This is a genomic window from Streptomyces sp. NPDC127092 (genome assembly GCF_042722475.1).
Lineage (GTDB): Bacteria > Actinomycetota > Actinomycetes > Streptomycetales > Streptomycetaceae > Streptomyces.
This window is the reverse complement of record NZ_JBHXFE010000022.1, coordinates 14,528-32,935: the sequence shown is the minus strand read 5'-3', so window position 1 is coordinate 32,935 and position 18,408 is coordinate 14,528. Positions and strand designations below refer to the sequence as shown.

The following is an 18,408-nucleotide window of genomic DNA, read 5'->3' as shown; positions in this document are numbered from 1 at the left end:
AGAGGATAACAAACCCACAAACCCCCCCCTCCCTCACAGCAGAACGCGAGGGAGGGGATCCCCCCCCCACCTTTTCCCCCCCCCCCCCCCCCCCCCCCCCCCCCCCCCCCCCGCGGCGCGGCGGCCCCAGGCCGCCGCTGGCTCCATGTCTCCGCCACCGCCCGCGACGGCCCCCGCCCGCTCGCGCCGCAAAAGCCCGAGAAGCGGGCGGCCAGACTCGTGAAGAACCCTGCCAGCCGCCGCGCGGCGAGCGCGGCCAGAAGGAGCGGGACGCATGCCAAGTCCGCACCGATCACCGCGGATTGCCGTTCAACCGGCTGTGGCGGGGGCGGCCGGCCTCCACGGCTTTACCCACCTGTTCGGGCCGGGGCCCGCGTCGGGCAAGTCCAGGGGGCCACTCGTTCAAATTCCGGGCAGGGGCAAAGCCTGCCCGAGTTGCCGGGCCAGCGTACGGCCCCCTGAACATGCCCGACCCCAACCCGAACAGGACACCGGCCAAAGCCGCTCCGGCCGGCCGCGTGGAAACCCGCGCCTGCATGAGCGAGAGCCAGAGCGTGGGCGGTGGTTGGCGCGTGAAGACTCCGACACTCAGGGCGGGCGCCGGGAGCACGGGGGACGCGTGCGTGCCGGGGCCCGGAACTATCCGCAGGGACCGGAGAAGCCACGCTGCCTTCCGGACGCTTCCGCGACCCACGTTCGCCAAACGTGGCGCGTGTTCGGCACCTCAGGGCGATCGAGAAGCCAGAGGGCATAGCCAGCGTGAAGGCGTGCCCATGGGTTATCCGAGGCGGCGGCCGTGCCGAGCCTGTGGCGGAGATCCTCACCGTCGACTGCTCGTGCGACGCGAACGTACTCGCGGTCCTTGCAGCGATAGGCCCGCTGGACGACGATCTCGACGAGGTCGATGAGCTTCGCCCTGGTCGGCTGATCATGGTCGGCAACGGCCATGCGGCGGATGAGCGACTGTTTAGTGCCCCACGCCTTTGCATGCTCTGTCCACTCGCGGGGGAACCGCGCTTCCCACTCCAGGAAGAGAAGCGCATAGGGCAGACTCGGCCCGCGGGCGCCCTCGCCCACCCACAGTCCTTCGGGCAGGGAATGGCTACACATGTCTGCGTACACCTCGCGCGCCCGCTTGAAGGTCGGCTCCTGATACTGCTCCTCCGGCCCCAGCGGCCTCGTGAGATGCCACAGCTCGTTCGATCGGTCGAGAGCAGCCCGGGCATTCCTCCGGGCCCCATCCAGATGCGCGAGTGCCGCCTCTCGCTCAGCGGGATCGTCGGCTATGAGGCTGAACGCCCAGCCCAATCGTGCGCGCCAGGCGTCGGCCTCGTCGCTGCCTGAGCCTGCCCCGGCCGCCCCATTCGTCATGACGGAGATCATCTCTCAGGCCGTGACGACGTACATCACGTATGCCTACAGCACACGGATCGATGGTGACGAGGCGCGGTGATGCAGTGGATCACCCGAAAGGCACTGGACAGGTTGTGACCTCGCGGCGTCCTGGAACCGGCGGTTACGCCGCTGTGGTGTGGGTGAAGCCGAGGGAGGTCAGTCCTTCGGCCTGGCACAGCCGGTCAGAGGGGCCGTCGACCTCGGTCTGGAGGAGCTGGTAGGCGGCGCCATGGGCCTGGCCCCAGTGCATCGCGGCCCGCCACAAGACGCGACCTAGTCCCCGGCCTCGGGCCTCGGGCAGGACAGCGAAGTACTGGGGCATGAGTTGGGGGCGTCCGATGGCATCGGGGAGCACCTCCATGGGGCCGATCGCGCCCACGATGCGGTCCTCGATGGCGGCGGCGAGGACCGGGCCGCACCGGCCGGCCTCCAACTGGGTGTGGAGGAAGGCCAGGCCATCGCCCGCCATGGTCTCGGCGAACGGGGCGAAGGTCTCCTGCACAGCGGTCGGCCAGGCGGTGACGGGCCGGACCGGACCACCCGGTTCGGGGCAGGGGCCGACGGTGAAGTCCTTCAGCTGGATGCGGGTGCCCCGCGGGTGTGTGGTCTCGGGGCCGAGGGGGCGTACGACCCGGGCGCTGACCACGTCGTGCACGGCCGCGAGTTTCGCGGCCAGCTCGGCGGCCTCCTCCACGACGCTGTCGCGGAGCCCGTAGGCGAAGACTTTGGCAGTGCCGCGTCCACGCCGACTCAGGGTGGGGATGAGGGTGTGCTCGTGCTGGTGCACCACGTCGTCACGTAGAACTTTCTCGTCCTTCTCGCCGCCCCAGCGCCGGTCCTTGTCGTAGGGCAGGAAGTCCCCGGTTTCGGCCGCTCGCAGTGTGTCCTCGAAGAGGTCGACGGTCAGAGCGTCGGGATGGACGGGACCGAGAGTGGGCACGATCGGCGCGGTCAGTTGGGGCCGGAGCCAGTCCCAGCGGAAGAACATGAGCGGCACCCTAGCGGTGGGACGGGCAGGGCTCAGGCCCCGACGCGAGTACGCCGGGGCCTGAACGGAGTTGACCGGATCGTGTCGGTCAGTGGGGGTTGTCGTCCCCGGCGTCGCAGGAGCACTCCGCGCTCTCCACGATCACGTCGAGGTCCTGGACGGCGGTGATCGACGCGGTCGCGACGGGCGGGGCGGCGCGGCGGGCCGAGGCCGGCGGGCCGGGGAGGATGGTCACCGGTACGGGCGGGGTCATGAGGCGTTCTCCTTGTCTCCGTGCTGGCAGTAGCTGTGCAGCGGCGCCTTGGCCTCCTGGTAGTGCTTGGCCAGGGGGCGGCAGACCCGGCAGGTGCCGGACAGGGCGCAGCCCTCGCACCCACCGGTGCGAAGCATGAGGCGGTCGGCGATGGCGCCGAGCCGGGTGAGGCCGTCGATGCCTTCGGCCATGAGGTCGATCTGGTCGTCGCGCCCGACCTTGCAGATCGAGACCTTGGCGTGCGGGTCGGCGTGGAAGAAGGTGTGTCCTGCGTTGCAGCCGGCGAACGGCTTGCGCTGCCGCAGGTGGGCAGCGGACTGGGCGAGCAGCGGCTCACCGCCGCCGTAGATCGTGGGCGTCATGTTCGTGTACGCGTGGTTCTCGACGTTCCACTCGTCGGCGAGGGCGGCCATCTCGTCGGCCTCGGGGGCGTTGTCCTCGGTCACCACGACGTTGATCCGCAGCGGCAGCCCCGCCTCACGGGCGGCGTCCATGCCGCGCCGGAACGCCTTCCACGCCCCGCGGCGCTGGGTGAGCGTGTCGAAGGAATCCTCGCTCGCCCCGTACATGCTGACCACCAGGCGGTAGGGCGGGCAGCCGCGGAAGAGCTTGAGGAGGTCCGGACGCCAGAGCAGCGAGCCGTTGGTGGAGATGGTGAGCATCATTCCGGCCTGCCAGGCGTACCGGTACGCGCCCTGAAAGTGAGGATCCATGGTGGGCTCACCGCCGGTGATCTGGAGCCAGAGGACACCGGCATCGCGCATGATGTCCAGCAGCCGCACCTTCTCCTCCCAGGCGAGGCCGGAGAAGGGCCGCTCGCCGAGGTAGCAGTGCTTGCAGCCGAAGTTGCAGCCGAGGTTGATCTCCCAGGAGGCCCGGCAGTAGCCGTACGGGGACGGCTCGCGCACCAGCACCGTGCCCTGCGCGGGCCGGCCACCCAGGTCCAGGCCCCACACGTCGCCGGCGGTCTGCACCGCCCAGGCGGGAAGCGGCTCACCGTCGGTGGCGGCCTGGCGCAGGCCCTCGTAGTGGTCGGCGGAGATGCGGGCGCCGGCCCTTGCTCCCGGCTTGAGGAGAAGGTGCCCGTCGAGGAACGGGGAGGCGATCAGAGCGTGGGCCATCGGTGGCCCTCCTTCCGGATCACGGAGCGGGACAGCGAACGGACTCCTGCCGGCTGGCGCGGCAGTGGATCTCTCCCAAGCCGTTGCAGGTGCCGCAGGTCTTGCCGGACGAGTTGGCGCCACTGCCACCGCAGTCCCCGCACTGTTCGTTGCGAGGCGAGCGAGGGCGCCGGGGCTTGTGCGGGCTCGCGATCAGCTGGTGCACGAGACCTCCTCCATGGCGTCTTCCCAGGTGTGCTGTTTGGCGTGGTCGGCGAACAGACAGCAGCCCTCGCCGTCAGGACCAGGGGCGGTCACCGGGCAGTCCGGCAGCACGACGAGTTCCGTCTCGTCTGTCCCTTGCCAGCGGAGCCACAGCGCGGTCCCGTATGCGCCGGCGTCGGTGAGGAGACCGAAGTGCTCACCCTCGCCGTGCGCGGACAGCTGGCACTGCACGGCCCTGTCGATGTACGGGACGGTCGACTTCTCCCGCGCTTCCCTTGCCAGGTCGAGGGGCACCCGGCGCCAGTGCGCGCAACGCATCACGACACCATCCGGAAGGACGCGACGGCGTTCCGGGCCTGCTGCGAGCACCGGGGGCAGACGCACGGCGGGTAGCGGCCCGGGTTCTCCGGGACCACCGGGTCCTCGCCCACGCGTACCTCTGTGCGAGGCCCCCACGTCTGGCCGGAGTCGCGGGAGACCCGCAACGTCATCCGTACGTCGTCCTGTCCGTTCGCCATGGCCAGGAGCATCGCGATCCGCGGGCCCGGCCAGAAAGGCCAAACGGATTACCCAACTTGGGTAACATCACCCTCGGTTGACCAAGTGCAGCGATCCGTAGTCCTCATGCCGGAGCGTGCCCGATGCCCGAGCCATCTCGCTCGAAGGAACTCCCGGTCAGCCTGCTCACGGACCCAGTGATGATCGAGGCATGCCAGGCCAGAAACTTCGGCCGCATCTTTCAGCTGGTCAAGGCACGAGCAGGCATCTATCCGTCGATGATCGCGCGCCGCTGCGACCTGACCCCGAGCCGCGTGGGCGAGGTGATCGCCGGACGACGGCAGCTGCTGCACATGGACGTGATCGAACGGATCTCCGACGGACTGCGCATCCCCGGACACATGCTCGGACTTGCCCGTCGTTCCTGGGAGACGCCGCCCAGCCTGACGGCCACGCCCCGCGAACCAGCCGAAGCGCCGGCCCCTTCAGTCGTCGAACCACTGGCCGCCGGAGTACCGGGGGCGGACGTCGACAGCATCCTCGCCCTGGCGGCCGATCGGGACCTCAGCGCCTCGACGCTGGACGCGCTGCACTCGTCGATTGCGGACTACTGGCGCCGGGACGACTAGCACGGCGGCGAGACCTTACGGCCGGCGGTCGTCGGTCAGCTCCGCTACGTCGTCGACCTCCTCAAGGAGCAGCGTCCGGCTCCTCTGCGGGACGGCCTGCACAGCATCGCGGCCGAACTGGCCCGACTCACCGGATGGACCTACTTCGACGCCCGCCAGTACCACCAGGCACGCGCCTACTTCACCGAATCGCTCGGTCTGGCCAAGGCCATCGACGACCGCCAGTTCATGGCCAACGTCCTCGCCTGCATGAGTCTCCAGGCCACCTACCAGGACAAGCCCGGCGACGCCCTCGCACTCGTCACGGCCGCCCAGGACCAGGCCCGAACGGCTGCGGGGACGACACCGCGCGTGCTGGCCATGCTCGCGATGCGTGAAGCCTTCGCCCACGCCACCCTCGGCAACCACGGCGCGACCCACACCGCGATCTCGGAAGCCCACACCCAGTTCGGCCGGATCAGCACCGGCGATCCGGACCCGGCCTGGGTCGCCTACTTCGACGAACCGAAGCTGATCGTGGACACCGGCATCGCGCACGGCCGTCTGGGCGAAACCGCACTCGCCGAACCCCTCATCGCGGACGCCCTCCGCCGCGAACACGCATCGAACCACCGAGGCCGAGCCTTCCACGCCTTCTGGCTCGCCCGCACCCAGCTCCAACGCGGCAAACTCGACGAGGCATGCCACACGGCCATGGATGCCCTGGCCCCGGCGGCGGCCGTTAGCTCGCAACGAGTCGCCGGCCACCTCCGGGAGTTCTACGAGCAGCTGGAACCCTTCCGCCGCGAACCGGCCGCGGTGGCATTCGAGGCCCGGCTACGGGAAGTGCTGCCGCGCCAGGTCAGCGGATCGCCTCGTCCATGAGGACGTAGAGCAGCCCGACGAGGGAGCCACTGCTGACGATCTCGCGCCGGTCGATCATGCCCCGCACGTCGGCCAGCGGAATCCACTCGATCCGGTCCGACTCGTTCTTCTCGGTCGGCGGACCCTCGTACGTCGCCCCATCGGCCCGGAAGACGTGGTGCTGGGAGTCGGTGATGCCGTTCGCTGGCTCGGCGTAGATCAGCGGCTTGATCGCGCCGGGACGCCAGCCGGTCTCCTCTAGCACCTCACGGGCCGCCGCGTCGGCCGGCGTCTCGCCTTCCTCGACCAGGCCCATGGGCAGCTCCCACGCCCAGGCGTCCGTGATGAAGCGGTGCCGCCACATCATCAGGACCTCGCGCCGCTCGTTGATGACGGCGGCCACAGCCAGGTGCCGGAGCTTGACGACGTGGTGCTCCCAGCGGTGCCCATCCGGCGTCTCGACGTCGGTGAGCCACAGGTTCACCCAGCTGTTCTCGTAGATCGGACGTTCACCGTGGATCTTCCACTGCATCGCTGCGGCCCCTCTCGATCGGCCTCCAGCATCGCAGAGCTACAGCCACGGACTGCCAGGTTCAATCAAATTCACGTCATAGTGACGAATAGGTGTCCGGCCTGAGGAGCGCGCGGATAAAGTGATTGGCCCTCGCTCAAGACCGTGAGCGGGGGCCAATCTGTTGTCAGCCAGTTACGAAGCTAGGGCTAGCTGTTGTTGCCTTCCTGACGACCGCGGCGACGCCACCGTGCGAGTGCACTCCGGCCGACCAGTACACCGATAGTTGTGACAGTGCTTGCCGCCAGATTGGCGAGGATGTCGATGAGAAAGCCCTGCATGTGCTCTCCATGGGCAGCTTGAAGCTACCCACCGGATGAGCGGGCTTGCGGCGAACGTCACGTACGTGACTGGAAAGTGACCCCGTCCTCGCCCAGGGGCTGCCCTAGTCATACGGCAGCAGATTCATGGTAGCAACGAGACGTCCAACTCGGTGAAGCCCGCAGCTCGCATCTCGTCTACGAGCTGCCACCACCTTGTCGCTTCAACCTGGGGCGTGCGCGGGCATGCTGGGCACCTGAAGACGTATGAACTGCGACCCATCATGGACCCAGGCTCGGCGTCCCGCATGGGTGACGCGAAGTATCTGAAGGCATGGGTCATCCCATGGCTGCCATCAGCTTCGCGTCGGGCCATCGTCAGACGGACTCGCGCGTGCTGCCCCCTATCGGTGCATACGATCCCGACTCGGTACTCCTTGGCCATACCGGCAGTCTCCTGTAACTCTCAAACCGTATGCGCACGTAACCTTCTGCAGCGATGATCGAGAGTTCCATCGCTGCAGTCGGAGTGTTGATATGCCCAATCAGGAGCAGGTCCTCTCGTACGCTCGCTCACTGGCCCAGACGTTGCAAGAAGGTCTGGTGTGGAAGCCCGGTCGGAACGGGGACGGTCGGGGCTGGTGGCAGATATCGGACCATCAGGAGCTTCCTGCCCTGATGGCGAACGCGTTCGCGGGCATGGAGTTTCTGCGCCAGTACGCCGGTGAGGACAGCTTCTGGACCTCCCGTGCTGCTGAGGTGTACCAAAGCAAGGGAGATAACCAGTCCACTGAGTCGGGAGCTCGCGCCGTCGGTGATGTCCTGCTCACCTGGGTTCGCCAGGTGGAAGCGGGCGTCAGCGAAATCGTGGGCGCTCGTGCTTGGTCGGAGGTCGGCCTGATCAGCACGGACATGATGGGCCAGGTGCGGCGGCTACTGAGTGACAAGCAGACCCATCCTGCTGCGGCCATCGTGCTGTGCGGTGCAGCATTGGAGAGCGCACTGCGGGCGCTGATCGAGGCCCGCGGGCTGGAACTGCCCGAGCGCCCCTCGCTCAGCACGTACTCGCAGCTTCTCCGTCGGGAGGAGCTGATCACCAAGCAGGAAGCGAAGGATCTTGAGCAAGTTGGGGGACTCCGGAATGCGGCGGCTCATGGTCAGTTTGAGGAGCTGAGTCGAGAACGCGCCGGCCTCATGGAGCAGCAGACCAACCTCCTGCTCAGCAGGATCTCCGAGCTTCACCTGTAGGACTGCTGGGGGGCGGTGCGCCCGCGCCCGCGCCGGTCGCTGTGGACCCGGCGTGGACCACGTGGCTCCACGGGGGTTGGTGGTGGGGTCGAGTATGCAGGTCGGGTGCGTGCGAGAGGCTTCCCGCAGCACTCTCTTGAAAACCGTCGAGGCAGCGATGTCTCCGTGGGTTCAAATCCCACACCCACCGCCAGGTCAGAGAAACAGCAGGTCAGAGGGCGGGCCCCGGAATCCGGGGCCCGCCCTCTGTGCTCCGGCGGCGCGCCGGCGCGGCGCGGCCGCGCAGGCGCGGTCGAGCCCGGCGATGCCCAGCGCCACGAATCCTGCGCCCGCCCGTTCGGAGAACGAGGCAAGAGGTCTGCGTTCCGGGCGCACGCGCGCCGCGCCTGGGCACTCGCCGGGCCGACCGGACGCTTGACGGGCCTGTCGAAGCGCCAAGTCGGAGGACGGCACCAGGAATTCGGGACCCATCACCCTGCGTACCAGGATCCGTTCCGGTTGCGAGCCGGGAGGCGTTGGGGGAACGTAGTGGGTGAAGGGCCTGGGGGCTGCTGAATGAGCTGGTCAAAGCGCCGCAGCAGCTGAACCCCCGCCCGGTTCACGGACAGCCCCGCGAAATCGGCACCCGAGTCATGGCTGTCATGTCAGCGCCAGGGGCGTCCCCACAGAACTACTCGTACGCCAACGAGCAGGTGCTCCCATGTCTATGCGCACGTCCCGCATCTCCACGGCCTCGGTCCTCACCGCGGTGCTGGTCGGCGGTCTCCTGGCGGCCGGTCCGGCCTCGGCCGCGCCACCAGTCGGCGCGGTGTCCTTCAAGGGGAAGGTGACCTGCAAGAACGCATTCCCGGCCCCCAATGAGTCCGTCCCCACCCGGGTATCGCTGGACAGCGACGAGGACGATGCGTCGGGTCCCACCAACAACCCGGTCAACCGCAGGGCGACGTTCGGTCCCATCACCCTCGATGTCCCGCTGGACTCGCCGTTCAGCCTCACGGTCGAAGTCACGTGCAAGGCACCGGGGAAGAAGGCCCAGACGTTCGAGAGGGCAATCCCGCTCGACAGCCTCACCGAGGGCGACGAGGTCCCGCTGAACATCAGGTAGGCGCCTGACGGCGCACACCGCGCACCGCCCCGTAGACCATGGATCTGACGGGGCGTCTGCGTCCTCTCGGTTGCACACCTCGGACGTGCGGGAGTCGGTCACACCGGTCCGGCGCCGGTCTGCCGGGTGCGAGTGAAGCCCGGCCGTGCGGTGATCGCGGCTGCCGAGGCGAGAGTGGCGTGGATCTCCGGTGCGGGCAGGCCCGCGCTCAAGGCGGCTTCGGTGAGGCGGGGAAGGAGGGTGGGGGCGAGACCGCTCTCGTGGGCGCGGCAGGCGGCCCAGAAGAGGCGGGTGTTCCGCTGGCCGCGAGGGGCGGCCTCGACGAAGCGGATCAGGCCCTGCCCGCCGTCGGACGGGCCGGCCGGCCCGGGGTCCCGCGGCGGGTCCGGCGGGGCCAGCAGGGACAGCAGGGCCGCGGGGCAGGGGGCCGGGGAGAGGTCCTCGGTTCCCGGGGCCAGGCGGTACGTGCCGCGCGCCGTGACCGATCCGGGGCCGACCACGTAGCCGCCGGCGCCGCGGATGTCGACGCCGGGCGCGAGCCGGCTCGCGGAGTTCGGGATCACGGCCTCGGGCGGGCCCGTCAGCCAGAGGTGCCGTCCGCCGCCCGGGGTGAGGACCGTGATCGTGGGCGGGACGGCGAACCCGTGCCGGCGGGCCAGCGCCTCGAACGCCGCGACACCGTCCGGTCCGCCCTCCCGCACGTCGAGATCCACGCCGATCAGCCGGTACGGCGGGCGCCCGCAGGCGATCCCGTATCCGGTGGCCCAGGGGGCGGCCGCGAAGAGGGCGCGTACGGCGAGCGGGTCCGTGGTGGCGTCGTGGACGCCATGGCCCGGCCGTCCGCACTCGCCTCGGCACGGCACGGTCCGGTGCTCGCCACGGTGCGGCGAGCGGAGCGCCGGCAGCTTGGTTCGGGACAGGGGGATGACGGGAAGCCCGCGCTCCGCCGCGGTCAGGGCATGGGCGAGGGCAAGGGCGGCGGTCTGCCGGGCAGAAGCGGCCATGGCTTCATTTTCGTACACGAGTTCGATAAAAGGAAGGGGCTCCGGGGCTGATCTGGGAACGGAAAAGCGGAGGGACGGATTGGCTGAAAAACTGCCGAAACGCTTCCTCCCTTGCAGGGCCCGGCCTCTCGGGCCCCGACCCGCTGTGAGTCGTGTGAGCTGCGCTTTTGTTGTGAGTAAGGGGGTTTATCGACTTGTCATCACGCTTGAGGGGGAAATGGCCGCTCCGGGGTGGTTCGCCGGGGATTCGGTGGGCAACTCTGATCTCGCGACGTCGAGCACAGCGACCGAGGCGGTCGGCCAACTGCCCTGGTCACACGCGTAGTTCAGTGCATACAGCGCAGCAGTTCAGCGCTTCAGAGCTTCAGTTCCCGGAGGAACAGACATGGCAAGCATCCGTACCGCCCGCGTTCTCGCCGCTGCCGCCGCCCTGCCCCTCGCCGCCGCGCTCTTCACGGGGGTGGCCCAGGCCGACAACGGTGGATTCGCGAACGACGGATCGAATGCGAGCGTCGCCACGATCATCGGCAGCGGTGTCGGCGGCAGCAACAGCGGCAACTCCACCACCACGCAGCAGGTGGCGACCGGCTCCGGCGCCTCCAACCAGAACAACACCGCGAGCGTGAACGGCTCCGCCTTCACGCACATCGACCAGTCCAACGCGGTGGTCAACTTCTATCCGTGGTGGTAGCCGGCCCGACGGGGGGATGATCGCGGGGTGAACGACGGCCCGCGCGGCGGTACTTCGGTACCGACCGCGCGGGCCGTTCCCGTTGGGCGCGAGTACGCCGTGGCCGGTGCGCCCGTCGCGCCCACCGTGGCCATGGCGCCCGTCGCCCCCGTCGCGCCCGCCGCGCGCAGCGTCCTTGACACGGCTCACGGCTCTGACCGAATCTGACGGACAGTCAGAAAACCATGAAGGGAAAGCCCGTCCTCCTCACGAGAGGCCGTCGCCGTGCACCTCGCCCCGACCGAACGGCAGCTACGGCTGCGCGCCGAGCTCCGCGCGTACTTCCGCGACGTGATGCCCGACGGCCCACCACCGCCCGCCGACTCCGCCGCCCAGCGCGCCCTGCTGCGCCGGATGGGCGCCGACGGGCTGCTGGGCCTCGGCTGGCCCGAGGAGTACGGCGGGCAGGGCCGAGGCCCCGACGAGCAGTTCGTCTTCTTCGACGAGGCCTACCGGGCCGGCGCCCCCGTCTCGATGGTCACCCTCAACACCGTCGGCCCGACCCTGATGAAGTACGGGACCGAGGAGCAGAAGAGCTTCTTCCTGCCCCGCATCCTCCGGGGCGAGACCGTCTTCGCCATCGGCTACAGCGAGCCCGAGGCCGGCACCGACCTCGCCTCCCTCCGTACCCGGGCCGTACGCGACGGAGGATCCTGGCTGATCGACGGCCAGAAGGTCTTCACCTCCAACGCCCAGAACGCCGACTGGATCTGGCTGGCCTGCCGAACCGACGCCGACCCCGGAACCCCGCGCCACCGCGGCATCTCGATCGTCCTGGTCCCCACCGACGCGCCGGGCTTCTCGTGGACGCCCATCGAGACCGTCGGCGGCCTGACGACCACGGCCACCTACTACGACTCCGTCCGCGTGCCCGTCGGCAACCTCGTCGGACCCGAGCACGGCGGCTGGGGACTCATCACCAACCAGCTCAACCACGAGCGGGTCGCGCTCGCCGCGATCGGCATGCAGGCCGAGGACTTCTACGCGGCCGCGCTGCGCTCCGCGCGTACACCCGATCCAGTGACCGGCGGGCGTCGGATTGACGGGCCGTGGATACGGATCCGGGCCGCTGAAGCGCATGCCCGGCTGGCGGCAACGCGCCTGCTCAACTGGCGTTTGGTGGGGGATGTGGGGGCGGGCCGGCTGGGGCCGGGGGATGCGAGCGGAGTGAAGTTCGCGGGAACCGAATCGGCGGTCGAGGTGTACCGAATGTGTCAGGAGATCGCGGGTGGGGCCGGACTGGTCCGAGCGGGGTCGCCGGGAGCGTTCGACGGCGGCGAGCTCGAGCGGATGAACCGGGCCGCCCAGATCAACACCTTCGGGGGAGGGGTGAGCGAGGTGCAGCGCGAGATCGTCGCGACGATGCGGCTCGGCATGAAGGGGAGGGGGCGCCGATGAACACGGAGAGGAGCGGGGACGGGGGCGCCGACCCGAGCGTCGGCCAAGTCCAGGTCGAGGGCCAGGTCCAGGGCCAGGGTCACGACACTGGCGCGGGCCAGGGCACGGGCGCGGACTCGGGCGGCCCGGGCGCGGATGTGCTGTACGAGCGGCTCAAGGCGTACGAGGGGCGGTCCACGTCCAACGCCTCGGTCGGCAAGGACCCGGTCAACGAGCCGATGATCCGGCACTGGTGCGAGGCGATGGGCGACACCAATCCGGCGTACGAGGGGCCCGACGCCATCGCGCCGCCCACCATGCTCCAGGCGTGGACCATGGGCGGCCTGTCCGGACACCCGGACCGCTCGGGGGCCTACGAGGAGCTGTCCGCCCTCCTCGACGGCGCCGGTTTCACCTCGATCGTCGCCACCGACTGCGAGCAGGAGTACCTGCGACCGCTGCGCCCCGGTGACGTCATCACCTTCGACGCCGTCATCGAGTCGGTCTCGCCGCGCAAGACGACCAAGCTCGGCACCGGGCACTTCATCACCACCCGCATGGACGTCCGGGCCGGCGCCGTGCTCGCCGGAACGCACCGGTTCCGCGTCCTCAAGTACGCGCCGGCCGGCCGGAAGGGCCCGCAGCCCGAGCCCAGGCCCGAGCCTGAGTCCAGGACGCAGCCCGACCCCAGGCCCGAGCCCAGGTCCCAGCCCACGCGCAGGCCCGAACCCACGCCCAGGCCCGAACCCCGGCGGCCCCGGCCCGTGATCAACCGCGACAACGCGGGCTTCTGGGAAGGGGTGGCGGAGCATCGGCTGCTCGTCCAGCGGTGCACCGACTGCGCGAGCCTGCGCTTCCCCTGGCTGCCCGGGTGCAACGCGTGCGGATCGCGCGCCTGGGACACCGTCGAGTCGAGCGGCGAGGGGACCGTCTACTCGTACGTGGTGATGCACCATCCACCGTTCCCCGCCTTCGACCCTCCGTACGCGGTGGGATTGATCGAGCTGGCCGAGGGCGTGCGGATGATCAGCAACGTCGTCGGGGTGCCGTACGACAAGGTGCGGATCGGGATGCCGGTCCGGCTGGAGTTCCTGCGGGTGGACGAAGAGCTCGAGCTGCCGGTCTTCCGGCCGACGGCGGCGGGAGGGCAGGGCTGACATGGACTTCACCCCCACCGAGGAGCAGCAGGCCGCCCGGGAGCTCGCCGCGCGCGTCTTCGGCGACCTCGCGACGCACGAGCGGCTCGCGGCCGCCGGCACCGGCACGGACGCCGAGCTGTGGAAGGCCCTGTGCGCCGCCGGACTGCCCGGGGCCGTCGAGGAGACCGGGCTCCTCGGGCTCGTCCTGCTCGCCGAGGAGCAGGGGCGCACGACGGCCCAGGTCCCCTTCACGGCGAGCTGCGTGTACGGGCTCCTGGCCGTGGCCCGGCACGGTACGGAGGAGCTGCGGGCCCGGCTGCTGCCGGGCCTGCGAGACGGTTCGGCGGTCGTAACGGGCGCCTTCCCGGCCGCTTCCGGGGCAGGGGCGGTGAGAGAGGGGGCCGGCGGCCGGCTCACGGGCACCGTGACGTGGGTGCCCTGGCTGCGGGACGCCACCCATGTCCTCGTACCGGACGCACAGCGGGCCCTGTGGCTGGTCCGGACCGAGGACGCCGGGCCGGTGGCGGACGTCGAGCTCACCGCTCCGTGGTCCGCCGGGCGGCTCGTCCTCGACCGGACGCCGGGGGAGGCGGTCGGCGGCCCCGGGGCGTACGAGGACGTGCTCACCGCCGCCCGGATCGCCTTCGCGGGCCTCCAGGCGGGGGTCTGCGCCGGGTCGCTGGCCCGAGCGGTGGCGTACACCTCGGTACGGGAGCAGTTCGGACGGCCGCTGTCCTCGAACCAGGCGGTCCAGCTGCGGGCCGCCGACGCGCACATGGACACGGAGTCCATCCGCGTCACCGCCTACGAGGCTGCCTGGCGGTACGACCAGGACCTGCCCGCCGCCGAGCACGCACTGACGGCGGCCTGGTGGGCCTCGGAGGCGGGCACGCGGGTCGTGCACGCCGGACAGCACCTGCACGGCGGGATGGGGGCGGACCTCGACCATCCCGTGCACCGGCACTTCCTCTGGGGCCGCCAGCTCGACGCGTATCTCGGCTGCGGCACCGAACTCCTCGCCGAACTGGGCGACCTGCTCGCGAACGGAGAGCCCGCATGAAGCCCGAGAACGCGAAGCAGGCCATGGAGGAGCCCGGCGTGAGGCCGGTCGCGGACCGCGTCCGGGAGCCGGCCACGAAGCCGGTCGCGGACCGTGGCCGGGAGCCCGGTGTGAGGCCGGGCGACGAGTTGGCGCCGCTCGTGATCCCGATCACCCGCACACTCATCGTCGCCGGTGCCGTCGCCTCCCGCGACTACCAGGACGTGCACCACGACGCCGAGCTGGCCAGGGAGAAGGGCTCCCCGGACATCTTCATGAACATCCTCACCACCAACGGCCTGGTCGGGCGGTACATCACCGACCGCTTCGGTCCCGGCGCCGTGCTCCGCAAGGTCGCCATCCGGCTCGGCGCCCCCAACTACCCGGGAGACACCATGACCTTGAGCGGCACGGTGACGGAGGTGGAGGGCGGCACGGTCCGGGTGCGAGTGGTCGGAGCCAACCGCCTGGGCCATCACGTGACGGGAAGCGTCACCGTCGAACTGCCGATGGAGGTGCCCCGATGAGCCTGCACGCCCGGGACGCCCTCGGCGGGCGGGCCGCCATCGCCGGGATCGGCGCCACGGAGTTCTCCAAGGACTCCGGCCGCAGCGAGCTGACCCTCGCCGTGGAAGCCGTGCACGCGGCACTCGAGGACGCCGGTCTCGTCCCCGCCGACGTCGACGGTCTGGTCACCTTCACCATGGACACCAGCCCCGAGATCACCGTCGCCCAGGCGGCCGGCATGGGAGAGCTGTCCTTCTTCTCCCGCGTCCACTACGGCGGTGGCGCCGCCTGCGCCACCGTCCAGCAGGCCGCGCTGGCCGTCGCCGCCGGAGTCGCCGAAGTCGTCGTGTGCTACAGGGCGTTCAACGAGCGCTCGGGGCGCCGCTTCGGCTCCGGGGTGCAGCGGCGCGAGCCGTCCGCGGAGGGCGCGGCGCTCGGCTGGCAGCTGCCGTTCGGTCTGCTCACGCCGGCCTCGTGGGTCGCGATGATCGCCCAGCGCTACCTCCACACGTACGGGCTCACGCCGGACGCCTTCGGCCACGTCGCCGTCACCGACCGGCGGTACGCGGCCACCAACCCCGCCGCGTACTTCCACGGCAAGCCGATCACCCTGGCCGACCACGCCGCCTCGCGCTGGATCGCCGAGCCGTTGCGGCTGCTCGACTGCTGCCAGGAGACCGACGGCGGACAGGCGATCGTCGTCACCTCCACCGAACGCGCGCGCGACCTGCGCCGCCCGCCCGCGGTGATCGTGGCCGCCGCCCAGGGCGCGGGCCGCAACCAGGAGGCGATGACCAGCTTCTACCGGGACGGGCTGACCGGCCTGCCGGAGATGGGCGTGGTGGCCCGACAGCTGTGGCGGACCTCCGGGCTCGCGCCCGGCGACATGGACGTCGGCATCCTCTACGACCACTTCACGCCCTTCGTGCTGATGCAGCTGGAGGAGTTCGGCTTCTGCGGTCCGGGCGAGGCGGCCGACTTCGTGGCGGCGGAGGCGCTGCCGCTGAACACCCACGGAGGCCAGCTGGGCGAGGCGTATCTGCACGGGATGAACGGGATCGCGGAGGCGGTCAGACAGGTCCGGGGCACGTCCGTGAACCAGATACCCGGGGCGGCCAGGGCGCTGGTCACGGCGGGCACGGGGGTTCCCACGTCCGGGTTGATCCTGGGCACGGACGGCTGAGGGCACGCCCCCAGCGGTGGCCGTGCGCGGCGGGCCGCCTTTCACTCGCGCCATGAGGACCATCCCGCCGCACCCCGCCCGGCCCGGACCCGACTCCACCAGGCCCCGCCTCCGGACCCGACCCGGCCCCCGGACCGGACGCCAGACCAGTACCCGCCACCCGACCGGGTCCCGGACCCGGACCCGGACCGGGACCGGGCCTCGGATCCTCCGGTTCAGGTCCGGAACCCGGGCCGGACCGCGACCCCGCACGGGCTCCCGGAGCTGGCCCTGGACTCGTACCCGTATTCGTACTCGTTCCAGGACCCGGACCCGGACCGGATTCTGGGCCCGCATCCGCGTCGGGACCGGCTCCCGGGCTGCCCTGGCCGTCGTCGCGGCGGTCGTGGCGGCCGGGGCCCTCCTGGCGGCCCCCGCGCGCGGCACCCCGGCCCCGGCGCCCGCGCCGGCCCAGGGGCGAGCCCCGGTCTCGGCGACCGCCCCCGGGCAGGCTCCGGCCTTCGCGCACGCCCCGGGGGCGCCCGTTCAGGCCGGAGCGCCAGCGGCGCCCGCTCAGGCCGGCGCGCCCGCTCAGGTCGGCGGCCCCGCGGCACTCGCTCGGGCCGGCGTGCCCGCGCCCCGTTACTTCGAGGGGCGGGCGTTCGACACGTGCGAGGCGCCGTCGCTTGACGTGATGCGGGCCTGGCGGGCCTCGCCGTACAAGGCCGTCGGCGTGTACTTCGGCGGCCGGGGCCGGGGCTGCCCGGCCCAGCGGGAGCTGACTCCCGGGTGGGTGGCCTCGGTGCACGGCCAGGGCTGGCGGCTGCTGCCGCTGTTCGTGGGTTCGCAGGCGCCGTGCGTGATCGCCGAGGCCAAGCGGCGGTACGCGATCGGCCGCACGCCCTGGCGGCAGGGCACCCAGGAGGCGGGCGAGGCGGTGCGGGCGGCCCGGGCGCTCGACCTGGCCGCGGGCAGCCCGCTCTACCTGGACATCGAGGCGTACCGGACGGAGGACGCCCGATGCGCGGAGACCACCCTGCTCTTCGTCCGGGGCTGGAACCGCGAGGTCCGCCGCCTCGGCTACGTCCCGGGCTTCTACAGCAGCGCCGACAGCGGCGTCCGGGAGCTGGAGCTGCAGCGGTTGGCGGGGACGCGGGACCTGCCGTCCGCGGTCTGGTTCGCGCGCTGGCGGGGCGAGCCCGCGCTCGACACGGAGACCGTGCTGCACCCGCTCGCCTGGCGACCGCACGGCCGGATCCACCAGTACGCGGGCGAGGTCACCGAGACCCATGGCGGCCGGCGCCTCGTGATCGACCGCAGCGTCGTCGACGCGCCCGTGGCCCACGTCGGCACCTGACGCCCGCCCCCCCGCCCGGACCTCCCTTCCCCTCCGCACCCGGCCTCGCCTTCCCCTCCCCGGCCTTCCCGTCCCTGCCTTCCCTCCCCACCCCCGCCTTCCCCTCCCCTCCCTGCCCCCGGACCCTGACTTCGCGTCCTCGGGGCTCCACCTTCAGGAGGTCCGGCGGTCCCCACCCCTACAACCTGAGGGGGAGTGCGGTTCGGGACCTGGGGCCGATCCGGCGGGCGGGGCCCGCTCATAGCGTGGAACCATGACTCCGCCGCCCTCTGGCCCCGTCTGCGCCGGTGCCTCCACGGCCGCCACGGCCAACCGCCCCGGCTCCGGCTCCGGCCCCGCGCCGTACGCCGCGTACCCGTCGTTCACCTCGTACGTCCGGGCCCGCGGTCCCGTCCTGCTGCGCACCGCGCGCTCGCTGACCGCGAACCACTCGGACGCGGAGGACCTGCTCCAGACCGCGCTCACCAAGACCTACGTCGCCTGGGAGCGCATCGAGGACCACCGTGCCCTGGACGGTTACGTCAGGCGGGCGTTGCTGAACACCCGTACGTCCCAGTGGCGCAAGCGCAAGGTCGACGAGTTCGCCTGCGACGAGCTGCCGGAGCCCGTGGGGCTGCCCGCGCCGGACCCGGCGGAGCGTCAGGCGCTGCACGACGCGATGTGGCGCGCGGTGATGAAGCTCCCCGACCGTCAGCGTGCGATGGTCGTCCTCAGGTACTACGAGGACCTGAGCGAGGCGCAGACCGCCGAGGTGCTCGGGGTCTCCGTCGGGACGGTCAAGAGCGCCGTCTCCCGGGCGCTCGGCAAGCTCCGCGAGGACCCGGAGCTCTCTCCCGTCCGGTGAGCGCGAGCGCCGACCCGGCGGACCCGGGTGTCCGCCGAGGGCGGACCCGGCGGCGAACGGGCAGGCAGGCAGGGGGCAAGTGAGGGTTACCCTCGGTTATGCCAGTGATCGCTGGCAAATTCGTACTCCTGGGT

18 protein-coding genes and 1 pseudogene are annotated in these 18,408 nt (G+C 71.1%); 11 read left to right on the top strand and 8 right to left on the bottom strand.

Annotated elements, in window-relative coordinates:
• Positions 1–639 precede the first annotated feature (639 nt).
• The 6 genes from ACFWJO_RS19550 to ACFWJO_RS19525 all read right to left on the bottom strand — a co-directional run bounded on the left by ACFWJO_RS19550 (position 640) and on the right by ACFWJO_RS19525 (position 4,479).
• Positions 640–1,383 carry a hypothetical protein gene (locus ACFWJO_RS19550; RefSeq protein ID WP_386866711.1) on the bottom strand — a complete coding sequence of 248 codons (744 nt, stop codon included), beginning with the start codon at positions 1,381–1,383 and terminating at the stop codon, positions 640–642.
• A gap of 133 nt (positions 1,384–1,516) precedes the next feature.
• Positions 1,517–2,383, bottom strand: coding sequence for a GNAT family N-acetyltransferase (locus tag ACFWJO_RS19545; protein ID WP_386866709.1), 867 nt, complete (start codon positions 2,381–2,383; stop codon positions 1,517–1,519).
• Positions 2,384–2,471: 88 nt separating this feature from the next.
• Entirely contained in the window at positions 2,472–2,636 is a 165-nt protein-coding gene (locus ACFWJO_RS19540; RefSeq protein WP_162952559.1) for a hypothetical protein, read from the bottom strand.
• The gene (locus ACFWJO_RS19535; RefSeq protein ID WP_386866707.1) at positions 2,633–3,757 is read right to left on the bottom strand and encodes a radical SAM protein; all 1,125 of its coding nucleotides are present in this window, start codon (positions 3,755–3,757) and stop codon (positions 2,633–2,635) included. Before ACFWJO_RS19535 ends, ACFWJO_RS19540 begins: the two co-directional genes overlap by 4 nt.
• Positions 3,758–3,949: 192 nt before the next feature.
• A complete protein-coding gene (locus ACFWJO_RS19530) occupies positions 3,950–4,279 on the bottom strand; it encodes a hypothetical protein (RefSeq protein WP_386866705.1) in 330 nt (109 codons plus the stop codon).
• Positions 4,279–4,479 carry a hypothetical protein gene (locus ACFWJO_RS19525; RefSeq protein WP_385603765.1) on the bottom strand — a complete coding sequence of 67 codons (201 nt, stop codon included), beginning with the start codon at positions 4,477–4,479 and terminating at the stop codon, positions 4,279–4,281. The genes ACFWJO_RS19530 and ACFWJO_RS19525 overlap by 1 nt, the downstream gene beginning before the upstream one ends.
• A 123-nt stretch (positions 4,480–4,602) precedes the next feature.
• Between ACFWJO_RS19525 and ACFWJO_RS19520 the strand changes: the two are divergent.
• A pseudogene (locus ACFWJO_RS19520) lies at positions 4,603–5,952 on the top strand (hypothetical protein).
• Here ACFWJO_RS19520 and ACFWJO_RS19515 read toward each other — a convergent pair.
• On the bottom strand, positions 5,930–6,463 hold the full coding sequence (locus tag ACFWJO_RS19515) for an NUDIX hydrolase (protein ID WP_386866703.1): 534 nt from the start codon (positions 6,461–6,463) through the stop codon (positions 5,930–5,932). The pseudogene ACFWJO_RS19520 and the gene ACFWJO_RS19515 overlap by 23 nt on opposite strands.
• Positions 6,464–7,440: 977 nt before the next feature.
• Here ACFWJO_RS19515 and ACFWJO_RS19510 point away from each other — a divergent pair.
• The gene (locus ACFWJO_RS19510; RefSeq protein ID WP_168714588.1) at positions 7,441–8,010 is read left to right on the top strand and encodes a DUF4145 domain-containing protein; all 570 of its coding nucleotides are present in this window, start codon (positions 7,441–7,443) and stop codon (positions 8,008–8,010) included.
• A 700-nt stretch (positions 8,011–8,710) separates the two neighbouring features.
• On the top strand, positions 8,711–9,115 hold the full coding sequence (locus ACFWJO_RS19505) for a hypothetical protein (RefSeq protein ID WP_386866701.1): 405 nt from the start codon (positions 8,711–8,713) through the stop codon (positions 9,113–9,115).
• A gap of 98 nt (positions 9,116–9,213) precedes the next feature.
• Here the strand turns inward: ACFWJO_RS19505 and ACFWJO_RS19500 are convergent, their stop codons facing one another.
• Positions 9,214–10,119: a bifunctional DNA primase/polymerase gene (locus tag ACFWJO_RS19500; RefSeq protein WP_386866700.1), complete on the bottom strand. Its 906-nt coding sequence runs from the start codon at positions 10,117–10,119 to the stop codon at positions 9,214–9,216.
• A gap of 385 nt (positions 10,120–10,504) precedes the next feature.
• Between ACFWJO_RS19500 and ACFWJO_RS19495 the strand changes: the two genes are divergently transcribed.
• From ACFWJO_RS19495 to ACFWJO_RS19460, 8 genes are all read left to right on the top strand, one after another.
• A complete protein-coding gene (locus ACFWJO_RS19495; RefSeq protein WP_386866698.1) occupies positions 10,505–10,810 on the top strand; it encodes a hypothetical protein in 306 nt (101 codons plus the stop codon).
• Between the two features lie 264 nt (positions 10,811–11,074).
• Positions 11,075–12,247, top strand: coding sequence for an acyl-CoA dehydrogenase family protein (locus ACFWJO_RS19490; protein WP_386866696.1), 1,173 nt, complete (start codon positions 11,075–11,077; stop codon positions 12,245–12,247).
• The gene (locus tag ACFWJO_RS19485; protein ID WP_386866694.1) at positions 12,244–13,383 is read left to right on the top strand and encodes a bifunctional MaoC family dehydratase N-terminal/OB-fold nucleic acid binding domain-containing protein; all 1,140 of its coding nucleotides are present in this window, start codon (positions 12,244–12,246) and stop codon (positions 13,381–13,383) included. Before ACFWJO_RS19490 ends, ACFWJO_RS19485 begins: the two co-directional genes overlap by 4 nt.
• A 1-nt stretch (position 13,384) precedes the next feature.
• Positions 13,385–14,425 carry an acyl-CoA dehydrogenase family protein gene (locus ACFWJO_RS19480; RefSeq protein ID WP_386866692.1) on the top strand — a complete coding sequence of 347 codons (1,041 nt, stop codon included), beginning with the start codon at positions 13,385–13,387 and terminating at the stop codon, positions 14,423–14,425.
• A gap of 110 nt (positions 14,426–14,535) precedes the next feature.
• Positions 14,536–14,931 carry a MaoC family dehydratase gene (locus tag ACFWJO_RS19475; RefSeq protein ID WP_386866856.1) on the top strand — a complete coding sequence of 132 codons (396 nt, stop codon included), beginning with the start codon at positions 14,536–14,538 and terminating at the stop codon, positions 14,929–14,931.
• Entirely contained in the window at positions 14,928–16,094 is a 1,167-nt protein-coding gene (locus ACFWJO_RS19470; RefSeq protein WP_386866690.1) for a lipid-transfer protein, read from the top strand. Before ACFWJO_RS19475 ends, ACFWJO_RS19470 begins: the two co-directional genes overlap by 4 nt.
• Before the next feature lie 607 nt (positions 16,095–16,701).
• On the top strand, positions 16,702–17,430 hold the full coding sequence (locus ACFWJO_RS19465; RefSeq protein ID WP_386866688.1) for a DUF1906 domain-containing protein: 729 nt from the start codon (positions 16,702–16,704) through the stop codon (positions 17,428–17,430).
• A 253-nt stretch (positions 17,431–17,683) separates the two neighbouring features.
• A complete protein-coding gene (locus ACFWJO_RS19460; protein WP_386866686.1) occupies positions 17,684–18,274 on the top strand; it encodes a SigE family RNA polymerase sigma factor in 591 nt (196 codons plus the stop codon).
• Positions 18,275–18,408: the final 134 nt, after the last annotated feature.

Excerpts from the sequence above, each read along its gene's own strand:
- ACFWJO_RS19470 (WP_386866690.1), top strand. The coding sequence starts at position 14,928 with ATGAGCCTGCACGCCCGGGACGCCCTCGGCGGGCGGGCCGCCATCGCC.
- ACFWJO_RS19515 (WP_386866703.1), bottom strand. The coding sequence starts at position 6,463 with ATGCAGTGGAAGATCCACGGTGAACGTCCGATCTACGAGAACAGCTGG.
- ACFWJO_RS19485 (WP_386866694.1), top strand. The coding sequence starts at position 12,244 with ATGAACACGGAGAGGAGCGGGGACGGGGGCGCCGACCCGAGCGTCGGC.
- ACFWJO_RS19510 (WP_168714588.1), top strand. The coding sequence starts at position 7,441 with ATGGCGAACGCGTTCGCGGGCATGGAGTTTCTGCGCCAGTACGCCGGT.
- ACFWJO_RS19525 (WP_385603765.1), bottom strand. The coding sequence starts at position 4,479 with ATGGCGAACGGACAGGACGACGTACGGATGACGTTGCGGGTCTCCCGC.
- ACFWJO_RS19495 (WP_386866698.1), top strand. The coding sequence starts at position 10,505 with ATGGCAAGCATCCGTACCGCCCGCGTTCTCGCCGCTGCCGCCGCCCTG.
- ACFWJO_RS19460 (WP_386866686.1), top strand. The coding sequence starts at position 17,684 with ATGACTCCGCCGCCCTCTGGCCCCGTCTGCGCCGGTGCCTCCACGGCC.
- ACFWJO_RS19540 (WP_162952559.1), bottom strand. The coding sequence starts at position 2,636 with ATGACCCCGCCCGTACCGGTGACCATCCTCCCCGGCCCGCCGGCCTCG.
- ACFWJO_RS19545 (WP_386866709.1), bottom strand. The coding sequence starts at position 2,383 with ATGTTCTTCCGCTGGGACTGGCTCCGGCCCCAACTGACCGCGCCGATC.
- ACFWJO_RS19530 (WP_386866705.1), bottom strand. The coding sequence starts at position 4,279 with ATGCGTTGCGCGCACTGGCGCCGGGTGCCCCTCGACCTGGCAAGGGAA.
- ACFWJO_RS19535 (WP_386866707.1), bottom strand. The coding sequence starts at position 3,757 with ATGGCCCACGCTCTGATCGCCTCCCCGTTCCTCGACGGGCACCTTCTC.
- ACFWJO_RS19480 (WP_386866692.1), top strand. The coding sequence starts at position 13,385 with ATGGACTTCACCCCCACCGAGGAGCAGCAGGCCGCCCGGGAGCTCGCC.
- ACFWJO_RS19500 (WP_386866700.1), bottom strand. The coding sequence starts at position 10,119 with ATGGCCGCTTCTGCCCGGCAGACCGCCGCCCTTGCCCTCGCCCATGCC.
- ACFWJO_RS19550 (WP_386866711.1), bottom strand. The coding sequence starts at position 1,383 with ATGATCTCCGTCATGACGAATGGGGCGGCCGGGGCAGGCTCAGGCAGC.
- ACFWJO_RS19505 (WP_386866701.1), top strand. The coding sequence starts at position 8,711 with ATGTCTATGCGCACGTCCCGCATCTCCACGGCCTCGGTCCTCACCGCG.